This window comes from Acidovorax sp. KNOB132 (assembly GCF_057541515.1).
The window spans coordinates 1-9989 of the sequence record NZ_BAAJYT010000133.1 but is presented as its reverse complement, the minus strand read 5'-3'; the positions used below and the strand labels follow the sequence as shown (position 1 = coordinate 9989).

At 65.2% G+C, this 9989-nt stretch carries 10 protein-coding genes; 4 read left to right on the top strand and 6 right to left on the bottom strand.

Annotated elements, in window-relative coordinates:
* The 4 genes from AC27IO_RS15885 to AC27IO_RS15870 all read left to right on the top strand — a co-directional run.
* Window positions 1-318, top strand: a 318-nt coding sequence (locus tag AC27IO_RS15885; RefSeq protein WP_498739620.1) for a DUF6402 family protein, incomplete at its 5' end; no start/stop codon positions are given.
* Between the two features lie 5 nt (window positions 319-323).
* Window positions 324-722 carry a hypothetical protein gene (locus tag AC27IO_RS15880; protein ID WP_498739618.1) on the top strand — a complete coding sequence of 133 codons (399 nt, stop codon included), beginning with the start codon at window positions 324-326 and terminating at the stop codon, window positions 720-722.
* A 353-nt stretch (window positions 723-1075) separates the two neighbouring features.
* Window positions 1076-1582: a DUF6402 family protein gene (locus AC27IO_RS15875; protein ID WP_498739617.1), complete on the top strand. Its 507-nt coding sequence runs from the start codon at window positions 1076-1078 to the stop codon at window positions 1580-1582.
* A 57-nt stretch (window positions 1583-1639) separates the two neighbouring features.
* Window positions 1640-1984 (top strand): hypothetical protein, encoded by a 345-nt coding sequence (locus AC27IO_RS15870; RefSeq protein ID WP_498739622.1) that lies wholly within the window; start codon window positions 1640-1642, stop codon window positions 1982-1984.
* Window positions 1985-3275: 1291 nt separating this feature from the next.
* Here the strand turns inward: AC27IO_RS15870 and AC27IO_RS15865 are convergent.
* The 6 genes from AC27IO_RS15865 to AC27IO_RS15840 all read right to left on the bottom strand — a co-directional run bounded on the left by AC27IO_RS15865 (window position 3276) and on the right by AC27IO_RS15840 (window position 9779).
* Window positions 3276-4787: a tripartite tricarboxylate transporter permease gene (locus AC27IO_RS15865; protein ID WP_272567665.1), complete on the bottom strand. Its 1512-nt coding sequence runs from the start codon at window positions 4785-4787 to the stop codon at window positions 3276-3278.
* An 18-nt stretch (window positions 4788-4805) separates the two neighbouring features.
* A complete protein-coding gene (locus AC27IO_RS15860) occupies window positions 4806-5294 on the bottom strand; it encodes a tripartite tricarboxylate transporter TctB family protein (protein ID WP_284429961.1) in 489 nt (162 codons plus the stop codon).
* Between the two features lie 231 nt (window positions 5295-5525).
* Window positions 5526-7319 (bottom strand): type IV pilus assembly ATPase TfpB, encoded by a 1794-nt coding sequence (tfpB, locus tag AC27IO_RS15855; protein ID WP_284429960.1) that lies wholly within the window; start codon window positions 7317-7319, stop codon window positions 5526-5528.
* A 93-nt stretch (window positions 7320-7412) separates the two neighbouring features.
* Window positions 7413-8195 carry a class I SAM-dependent methyltransferase gene (locus tag AC27IO_RS15850; RefSeq protein ID WP_372588158.1) on the bottom strand — a complete coding sequence of 261 codons (783 nt, stop codon included), beginning with the start codon at window positions 8193-8195 and terminating at the stop codon, window positions 7413-7415.
* The gene (locus AC27IO_RS15845) at window positions 8182-8778 is read right to left on the bottom strand and encodes a DNA-deoxyinosine glycosylase (RefSeq protein ID WP_498739613.1); all 597 of its coding nucleotides are present in this window, start codon (window positions 8776-8778) and stop codon (window positions 8182-8184) included. Before AC27IO_RS15845 ends, AC27IO_RS15850 begins: the two co-directional genes overlap by 14 nt.
* A gap of 164 nt (window positions 8779-8942) precedes the next feature.
* Complete coding sequence (locus AC27IO_RS15840) at window positions 8943-9779, bottom strand: TatD family hydrolase (protein WP_498739612.1); 837 nt, start codon at window positions 9777-9779, stop codon at window positions 8943-8945.
* Window positions 9780-9989: the final 210 nt, after the last annotated feature.

Sequence of the window (9989 nt, the reverse complement as noted above, 5' to 3'; positions counted from 1 at the left end):
CGACTGTGGACATCAATGAACTGGGCTTCTATTTTGCGCGATGCCTACGATTTCAATGACGGCAAATCTTTCATTTCTCAACCGCTGGGCTGCTGGGGCTTCAGTGGTGTGGAGTGTGGAGTTCGCACGCAGTTGAGCGTGCCTCTGCAGGAAGTGGTCGTGAACGAACCACCTGCGGCCGTGCAGAACCGCAAGTACATCGTCCAGAACAAGGACTTTCGCAACTGGCGCACGAAAAATCAAAGAGGAGGCGACTTTATGGTGCTATCGGATGTGCATCGAGTGCGGCTCCCTTTTCCACAAAAAATCTCTTGGTGAGATCCATGAAAAATTTTTCGAACCAATACCTTCGATGGGCATCCTGGGCCGTGCTCTGTGCCGCAGCGACAGCAGCGCTTTGGTATGCATGCACTCCAACATTGAAAGGCATCTCCATCAGTCCTCGCAAGGTCTATCGACTGGAGTATTACGACGCTTCGCTGGTACAGCGCCTGCGCTACCACCAAATGAAAATTCCTTCATTGGTTCGCTTGTACAAAATCCATCCAGAGACTTTGCTGGGCGAAAGCGATGTAGTGGACCTCTGGATCAACGGCCAGTTGTATTGGTACCTCAACCCGCCCATGAACAAGGTGCGTGTAGGGCGCGACGTGGTGTTCGAGAACATTCCGCCGGAGTGCGCTGACTGTCCGCCGCTGACCGATGCCGAAATCATGCCCTGAGCCTCGCACCCTCCTCCCGACCGGCCCCAAAGAAAAACGGCACCCGAAGGTGCCGTCGTTCTCAATCGTGAGAGGGTACCCAGCCGGGACGTCAGTCCTCGACGAAGGCTTCCTCGCGCTTGTTTTTCACAGCTGGCAGCAGCACGGCAGCCAGCCAGCCAGCCAGCCAGCCAGCCAGCCAGCTTGACGATGATGGCCTTGCCGCTGAAGGCAATGGCGCCGACCAAGGCGAGCGCCATGCCGGCGGCCACGCCCGTGGCGGGTGCGGACGCAGGTAGGGGCGCAGAGTGCCCGGAGCCGGCGTCGGCGTCGGCAAGCCGGTGGCCAAGGGAGCCGAAGGGGAAGGACCGGGGATGGGGGAGCAATGCTGGCGACTGGGCAACTTGGCCCTTCCGGCAAAGGTTCTCGAAAATACCTGTCAGGTGAACTACCTGGTATTTGGCCGATGGAGTGATCCCATGGACGATTTCTGTGGGGCGATGGGTGAAGCGCAGATCAAAGTAGCCGCAACCGGGATCGTTACCCCATTAGGAAACGGCAAGGCTGTCGTGCAAATTGATGAACTGGGGTTCTACTTGCGCGATGCCTACGATTTCAATGATGGCAGGTCCTCTATTTCCCAGCCCCTCGGCTGCTGGGGCTTCAACGGGATGGAATGTGGCATCCGCACGCAGTTGAATGTGCCGATTGAAGAAGTCGCAGTGGATGAGCCCCCTGCATCGGTGCAAGGCTACAAATACATCGTGCAAAACCAAGACTTCCGCCGATGGCGGGACCGGCATCAAAGGGGTGGTGATTTCATGGTGCTCTCGAATGTGCATCGCATCAAACTGCCTATTGCTCAGAGGTCTTCATGGTGATGGGAACACAAAAAACATGCGAAAAAACTTAAGCGCACCGCCTGGCTATTGATCACGGTGGTGCTTGCCGTGGGGCTGTGGCAGGGCTCTCAGCCCCACTTGTTTCATACCGCTATCAGTCCACGCAAGGTCTATCGGCTCGAGTACTACGAAGCCTCTTTTCTGCAAAGCTTGATGCACCATGACTTCAACATGCCGGCCTTTGCGAGGCTGTACCGTATCCAGCCGGAAACGCTGATGGGTGAAAGCGAAGTGGTCGACCTCCGGATGAATGGAGAGCTCTATTGGTATATCGAAGTCCCGATGAATAAAGTCCGAGTGGGTCGAGATATCGTTTTCGAAAACATCCCTCCGGAATGCACGGACTGCCCGCCCTTGCCGGACTCTGCGGTGATGCCTTGACCACGCATGCCGTGGGTATCGTGCACCTTGGTGCTGACGACCTCAGGCGACGCCGTTCCACATCGCCTTTCGCCGTGATCAGTGAACATCCGCAGCCTATTGAAGCTCTGCCCCTAGCGCCTTTTTTTTTTGAATGAAGCACGCCATTCACCCACTTCTCGTTGTTGGGCGGAACAAAGCCTTCTGGTGGACAGCCAATCAGCTTGCCAGCATCCTGCCACTTCTTCATCTTCTGCTCGAACTGTTTAGGATAGTCCCTGGCACTGCATGCGATGTTGGCCCAGGGATCGCAGACATACACGTCTGGATGCCACTCCGTCATGTCCACAGGCAAGGGATTTGAAGCAGGCCCAATGATGGCGACTTCATGCAGTGCATCTCCTTCTTCATCTTCGCCAAGCGATAGACATTGGGCTTGGATATGTCGCTTTTGCAGATGATGTATGGCCAGATCCGTCAATTCTCCGCATTGGTGGGCTTTCCCCGCCATGGCGGCGGCGACGGGATCGTCCTGCTTCCGAATCCGTATGACTTCTTGCGTTGCCATTTTTTTGACGGCGCAACTCGTCGTCTCCACCTTCTCCCTTTACTTTGTTGCCCGATTTCATATTGGGCTTGTAGTAGGTTTCACGCACAAATTTCAGGACATCGGTCACTACCGCCTGCCCTGGAGAAGGGAGCGATTGCCGTACCGGCTGTAGGGCTGCAACGCCGGTGCTGGATGTGCCAGGTCGATTGCGGCCCAACGCACCTAAGTGACTCAGGTGACTATTGCTCTGAGTGCCAGAACGTCTGGATGATGGCTGATCACGTGGCGTTGGCAAGCTTGCGCCAGCTACTTCACGGCCCGGTCCGCTGGAGCGCCCACTTGGTTTGGAAGAGCTCACGCCCATGGTGTTTACCTCAGTGTTTCAATGGCCGGAAGCGTGGCGGCCAGCGCGACCTGCATGACATCACAGCCCGAAACAACCGCTCCCTGTGCGAAACCCAAAAATACAAATTACCAGATGCAAAACGCCATCAAGCGCCTTCAGTTCAACACCTTCACCTCCTCGGGAATCGACTGGTTCACCTGATAAGCAGGTGGCGCGCCGGTAGCCGTTCGGTCGCCGCGTACCAGCGTGCCTTTCATCTCGCTGGCTAGCGAAACCCGGGCATGGGCTTGTATCCGTTTGTCAAACCGGATCGGGTCGCCTGGTCGTGCAACTCCATAGGCGCCCGAGACACCCAAGAAAAACGGCACCCGAAGGTGCCGTCGTTCTCAATCGTGAGAGGGTACCCAGCCGGGACGTCAGTCCTCGACGAAGGCTTCCTCGCGCTTGTTCTTCACGGCTGGCAGCAGCACGATGATGAGCAGCAGCACAGCGGCAGCCAGCAGGCCGGCGGAGATGGGGCGCGTGACGAACACGCTCCAGTCGCCGCGCGACAGCAGCAGGGCGCGGCGCAGGTTTTCTTCCATCATCGGGCCCAGGATGAACCCGAGCAGCAGCGGCGCGGGTTCGGTGCCCAGCTTGTGGAACAGGTAGCCGATGAAGCCGAAGATGCCGACCAGCCACACGTCGAACGTGTTGTTGTTCGTGCCGTACACGCCCACCGCGCAGAACAGCACGATGGAGGGGAACAGCCAGCGGTAAGGCACGGTCAGCAGCTTGATCCACAGGCCGATCAGCGGCAGGTTCAGGATGATCAGCATCGCGTTGCCGAGCCACATCGACGCGATCAGGCCCCAGAAGAGTTCGGGGTTGCTCGTCATCACCTGGGGGCCAGGCTGGATGTTGTGGATCGTCATGGCACCCACCATCAGCGCCATCACGGCGTTGGGCGGAATGCCCAGCGTCAGCAGCGGGATGAAGGAGGTCTGCGCGCCGGCGTTGTTGGCCGACTCGGGGGCCGCCACACCGCGGATGTTGCCCTTGCCGAAAGGAACTTCGCCGGGTTGCAGCTTGGTCTTCTTTTCGATGGTGTAGGCCGCGAAGGCCGCCAGCAGCGCGCCGCCGCCGGGCAGGATGCCCAGGGCCGAGCCGAGGGCCGTGCCGCGCAGCACGGCGGGGATCATGCGCTTGAAGTCTTCCTTGGTCGGCAGGAGGCCGTGCACCTTGGCGGTGAACACCTCGCGGTCGTCTTCGGGCTTGGACAGGTTGGCGATGATTTCGCCGTAGCCGAACACGCCCATGGCGATCACGACGAAGTTGATGCCGTCGGTCAGTTCAGGGATGTCGAAGCTGTAGCGGGCGACGCCCGAGTTCACGTCGGTGCCCACCAGGCCCAGCAGCAGGCCCAGCACGATCATGGCGACCGCCTTGAGCAGCGAGCCCGAGGCCAGCACCACGGCGCCGATCAGGCCCAGCACCATCAGCGAGAAGTATTCGGCGGGGCCGAACTTGAAGGCGACTTCGGTCAGCGGCGGCGCGAAGGCGGCCAGGATCAGCGTGCCCACGCAGCCGGCGAAGAACGAGCCCAGGCCGGCGGCTGCCAGCGCGGGACCCGCACGGCCCTTGCGCGCCATCTGGTAGCCGTCGATCACGGTCACCACCGAGGACGATTCGCCCGGCAGGTTCACCAGGATGGCCGTGGTCGATCCGCCGTATTGCGCGCCGTAGTAGATGCCGGCCAGCATGATCAGCGCGGCCACCGGGGGCAGCGCATACGTGGCGGGCAGCAGCATGGCGATGGTGGCCACGGGCCCGATGCCCGGCAGCACGCCGATCAGCGTGCCCAGCAGGCAGCCGATGAAGCAGTAGATGAGGTTCTGAAACGTGAAGGCGACGCCGAAGCCGGTCGCCAGGTTGTCAAACAATTCCATGGTCTTCGATGCTCCTGCTCAACCCGAAATGAAACTGGGCCACACAGGGAACTGCAGCTTCAGCGCCCACACGAAAGCCACGTAGCTGCCCACCGCGAGGACGGTGGCCAGAATAAACACTTCCTTGGCGTTGAAGGTGTCGCCGGCCAGGCTGGCGATGAACACCAGCGCATAGATCGCGACGATCAGCCCCATGGCCGGCACGCCGAACGAGGGCAGCCCCGCCAGCAGCACGCCGAACGCGAAGTTCGAGGCCAGGATGAAGAACAGCTGCTTCCACGCCCACTTGCCGACCTTGTCGCCATCCACGCTCTCCACCACCGTGGCGTAGAACGTGATCGCCACGCCAAGAATGGCGAGCAGGATGCCCAGGATCAGGGGGAAGTAGCCGGGGCCCATGCGGGCGCCGTTGCCGATGTTGTAGTTGGAGGCACCGACCGCGAAGGCCACGCCCACACCCATGAACATGAGGCCCGAAAAGAAATCTTTCTGGCTCTTGATTTTCACGAAAACGTCTCCTTACAAGAACTTGACGGGCGATTGTGCAGTCCGGTCCACTCGGGATCGATGTGGATTCCACCTATCCAGCGCCTAGGGAAAACCGCAGGGTGGCGCCTCGGAAAAAGCCGCGCCGGCGCGCTGCGGCAGAGCATCCGCAGGCGGTGGATGAGGGCCTGGCACGGCACGGGCAACGCGCGCGCAGCCGCCCCCCCCCGGGGCCGCGCGCGTCGACGCGGCCTACTCCATCGGCGGCGTGGCCGCCATCACTTCTTCCAGCGTGGTGATGCCTTCGGCCACGCGCAGCGCGCCGGCCAGGCGCAGCGGGCGCATGCCGTCCTGCACGGCCTGGCGGCGCAGCACGTCGATGGAGGGCGCCTGGTTGATGCGGTCCTTGAGCGCCTCGCTCACGGTGAGCAGCTCGTACAGGCCCATGCGGCCATGGAAGCCCGTCATGCGGCAGTCCACGCAGCCCACGGGCTTGTACGGGTGGTACCCGCCGTTGAGCTTCCACGGCTTGACCACGGCGGCCAGCGCCTCGGCCGAGGCCGCCTCGTCCTTTTGCTTGCACTGCTTGCACAGCGTGCGCACCAGCCGCTGCGCCAGGATGCCCAGCAGCGTGGCGTTGATGAGGTAGGGTGGCACGCCCAGCTCCATGAGCCGCGTGACGGCGCTGGGCGCATCGTTGGTGTGCAGCGTGCTGAACACGAGGTGGCCGGTGAGCGCGGCCTGCACGGCCATGTCGGCGGTGGCGAGGTCGCGGATCTCGCCCACCATGATGATGTCCGGGTCCTGCCGCATCAGCGCGCGCAGGCCCTCGGCGAAGTTGAAGTCGAGCTGCGGCTGCACCTGGGTCTGGTTGAAGCTGGGCTCGATCATTTCGATCGGGTCTTCCACCGTGCTCACGTTGACCTCCTCGGTCGCCACGCGCTTGAGCGTGGAGTACAGCGTGGTGGTCTTGCCCGAGCCCGTGGGCCCGGTCACCAGGATGATGCCGTGCGGGCGCTTGACCAGCGCCTCCCAGCGCGTGGCGTCGTGCTGCGCGAAGCCCAGCGCGTCCAGGTCCTTGACGGCGTTGTCGGGGTCGAAGATGCGCATCACCATCTTCTCGCCGAAGGCCGTGGGCAGCGTGGACAGGCGCATTTCCACCTCGTCGCCGCGCGGGTTGCGGGTCTTGATGCGGCCGTCCTGCGGGCGGCGCTTTTCCACCACGTCCATGCGCCCGAGCAGCTTCACGCGCGAGACCATCGCGTTGAGCACGCCCATGGGCATCTGGTAGACCGGGTGCAGCACGCCGTCGATGCGAAAGCGGATCACGCCCTGCTCGCGGCGCGGCTCCAGGTGGATGTCGCTCGCGCGCTGGTCGAAGGCGTACTGCCACAGCCAGTCCACCACCTTGACCACACCCTGGTCGTTGGCATCGAGCTGCTTGTTGCTCTTGCCCAGTTCCACCAGTTGCTCGAAGCTGCTGCCCGCCGAGGCCCCGCCGGCCTTCTGCGCGGCGCGCACCGACTTGGCCAGCGCGAAGAACTCGGCGGTGAAGCGCTGGATGTCCTGCGGGTTGGCGACCACGCGGCGCACCGAGCGGCGCGCCTGGCGCTCCACCTCGGCCACCCAGTCGTCGATGAAGGGTTCGGCCGTGGCGATCACCACCTCCTTGGGTGTGACCTGCACGGGCAGCACCTTGTGGCGCTCGGCGTAGCTGGCGCTCATGGTGTCGGCCACGCGGCCCACGTCCACCTTGAGCGGGTCGATGCGCAGGTAGGCCAGGCCGCTGCGCTGCGCCAGGTACTGCGTGAGCGCCTCGGCATCGAGCGGGCGGCCATCGCTCGCGCGGGCCATCGCCACGTTGGCCAGGCGCACGAGCGGGTGCTGGCGGCTTTCGGCCTGCGAGCAGCGGGCGATGGTGCGGGCGGCCTCCTCGGCCGAGATCACGCCATCGGCCCGCAGCCAGTCCACCAGCCGGCGCCACTCCAGCGGCCCGGTATAGGCAGGGGGCTTCGTCGGGGTGTCGGTGGGGGTGGCGGTGCTCATGGGCGGGCCTCGTTCAAAGGTGAGGAAGGGCGAGCGCAGCGGTGCGGAAGCAGCACCAGCACCCACCACGGCGGAAGGCCGGAGCGGCCCGCGTCATGCGGCCACCGGCTTGAAAACGCGCGCCCACTTGGTGGCCGGCAGGTCCCAGCGGGCCTGCACGGCCTCGGCGCGCGCGAGCAGGTCGGCGCGCTTGGGCCGCGTGGGCGTGCGCTGCGCCAGCACCACGGTGTTGCCTTCGCGCGTGGGCTTGAAGGCCCACAGCGCGTCGGCGCCGAAGGCCTCGGCCATCTTGCCCAGGCTGCGCTCGTAGCTGGAGGCGCGGCCGAACAGGTTGACGGTCATTGCGCCGTCCTCGGACAGCAGCGCCCGGCAGTCGGCATAGAAGGCGGCGCTGTCGAGCACGGGCGCGGCGGCGTCGTGGTCGTACAGGTCCACCTGCAGGGCATCCACCGTGCCCAGCCACATCGGGTCGCGGATCTCCGCGGCGGCATCGCCCAGGATCACGCGCAGCTTGGGGCCGTCGGGCGGCAGCTTGAACCAGGCACGGCACACGGCCAGCACCTGGGGATTGAGCTCGATGGCGGTGGCGCACATGCGCAGCTTCTTGTGGCAGAACTTGGTGAGGGCGCCGGCCCCCAGGCCCAGCTGCATCGCATGGCGCTTGGTGACGCTGGCGGGCTCGACGAAGAGCAGCCAGGCCATCATGCGCTGCACGTATTCCAGTTCGAGCTCGAACGGCTCGGCCACGCGCATGGAGCCCTGGATCCACGGCGTGCCCAGGTGCAGGTGGCGCACCTCGCCATCGTCGGAGACGCTCACCTCGGGCAGGGCTTCGCTGTCGTTTTTCTTGCGGGTCAAATCGTCACACCAATCCATAAGGGGCCAGGGCGGCAGCCCAGGCGTTCAGTTTCTTGTCGAAGCTCCACGAGGCGTTGGCCGGGCTGGTGGAGGGCAGCCGCAGGGACTGCACGCCGCCCTCCAGCAGCGCGGGCGGCAGCCCCAGGTGGGCGCGCACGGCCTTGGCGTGCCGGAAGCTCTCCCCGCCATTGTGGGCGATGGCGGCCAGGCGGGGGCACTGCGCCCGCAGCGCCCGGAAATCGTTCACCACGGCGTTGCGGATGTCGGTGTCCAGGCTGCCCTCGCGCTCGCAGGCGGCGTACACGTCCCACAGGCCCAGGCCCCGGTCCAGCAGCCAGGCGCAGCGCCCGGCGTAGTCGTCACGCCCCGGCAGCACGGGCTGCGGCCACAGCGCCTGCAGGATGCGCCAGAAGTGGTTCTGCGGGTGCCCGTAGTACTGCCCCGCCCGCAGCGAGGCCGCGCCGGGAAAGCTGCCGAGCACCAGCACCACCGTGCGCGCAGAGACGACCGGCGCCAGCCCGACAAGACGCGGGGCGGCCGCCGGCACCGGACCGGAAGGCGGGGGGAACCAGGGCTCAGGCGGATCGGAGGCGGAATCCATGGCGGCCATCATCGGGGGGCATTGGGGAGAAAAAGAGGGGGACGGGGAATCGGCGGGCCCCGCGGTGTCGCGAGACCGGGCCGGGGCGCACGGCGGAGCATCGGTTTACTATCAATATCATAGCAACATGCCCTAGTACTGATTGTTCTGGCGGCCCAAAAAGCTCAGATCGCCAGCAGCGCCCCCAGACGCGGCAGCGCCGCACAGGCGTTGGCCCGCGTGGCCTGTGCCAGCTCCGCCACCGGCATGCCGCGCAGCCCGGCCACCACCTCGGCGATGCGGGGCAGCTCGCCCGGCGCATTGCGCGCGGGCGGTGCGCCGGCGGCCCGCTGGGCGGCGGTCACATAGAGCCAATGCGGGGGAATGTCGGGGGCATCGGTCTCCAGCACCAGCGATTCGAGCGGCAGTTCCGCCGCCAGCCGGCGCAGCTGCAGCGCGCGGTCGAACGTGACCGCCCCGCCGAAGCCGAGCTTGAAGCCCATGGCGATGAACGCCTGGGCCTGCTGCAGGCTGCCGTTGAAGGCATGGGCGATGCCGCCGCGCACCGGCCGCTCGCGCAGGCCCTTGAGCACCTTGTCCGACGAACGCCGCACGTGCAGGATCACCGGCAGGTCGAAGCGCCGGGCCAGCTGCAGCTGCGCCCGGTAAAAGCGCTCCTGCCGCGGGCCGTCCAGCGTGGGCACGAAGTAGTCCAGGCCGATCTCGCCGATGGCGACCAGGCGCGGGTCGGCGTGGTGGGCCTGCAGCGCCCCGGCCAGCGTGTCCACGTCGCCATCGCCCGCGCGGCCGGTGAACAGCGGGTGGATGCCGAGCGCGTAGCTGTCGCCGTGCTGGTGCGCCAGGCGGCGCACGGCGTCCAGGTTGCCCAGCTCCACCGCCGGCAGCACGCAGTGCGCGACACCGGCGCGCGCGGCCTCGGCGCGCACCTGGGCCAGGTGCGCGGGCCCGGCATGCGCCTCGAACTCGTCCAGATGGCAGTGGGTGTCGATCCAGGTGTGCATGCGCGGATGATGCCCGAGGCGGCTGGCCCTGCGGGCGCCATGGCCCGCCCCGATACGCCCTGTCACATGCGCGGCGGGCTTTTCCGTGCTACCGTGAACGCTCCGCCGCCGCCCGCCCGTGGCGCGCCCGCTTCCAGAGGTGTCAGCATGCCCAGGCCACCCCGCTACAGCAGCTCCCGCTCAGACCGCCGCAGCGCCCCCGAGGCGGCA

What these genes read in the sequence shown, in the direction of transcription:
- AC27IO_RS15880 (WP_498739618.1), top strand. Translation starts at nt 324, where the DNA reads ATGAAAAATTTTTCGAACCAATACCTTCGATGGGCATCCTGGGCCGTG.
- AC27IO_RS15875 (WP_498739617.1), top strand. Translation starts at nt 1,076, where the DNA reads ATGGGGGAGCAATGCTGGCGACTGGGCAACTTGGCCCTTCCGGCAAAG.
- AC27IO_RS15865 (WP_272567665.1), bottom strand. Translation starts at nt 4,787, where the DNA reads ATGGAATTGTTTGACAACCTGGCGACCGGCTTCGGCGTCGCCTTCACG.
- tfpB (WP_284429960.1), bottom strand. Translation starts at nt 7,319, where the DNA reads ATGAGCACCGCCACCCCCACCGACACCCCGACGAAGCCCCCTGCCTAT.
- AC27IO_RS15850 (WP_372588158.1), bottom strand. Translation starts at nt 8,195, where the DNA reads ATGGATTGGTGTGACGATTTGACCCGCAAGAAAAACGACAGCGAAGCC.
- AC27IO_RS15845 (WP_498739613.1), bottom strand. Translation starts at nt 8,778, where the DNA reads ATGGATTCCGCCTCCGATCCGCCTGAGCCCTGGTTCCCCCCGCCTTCC.
- AC27IO_RS15840 (WP_498739612.1), bottom strand. Translation starts at nt 9,779, where the DNA reads ATGCACACCTGGATCGACACCCACTGCCATCTGGACGAGTTCGAGGCG.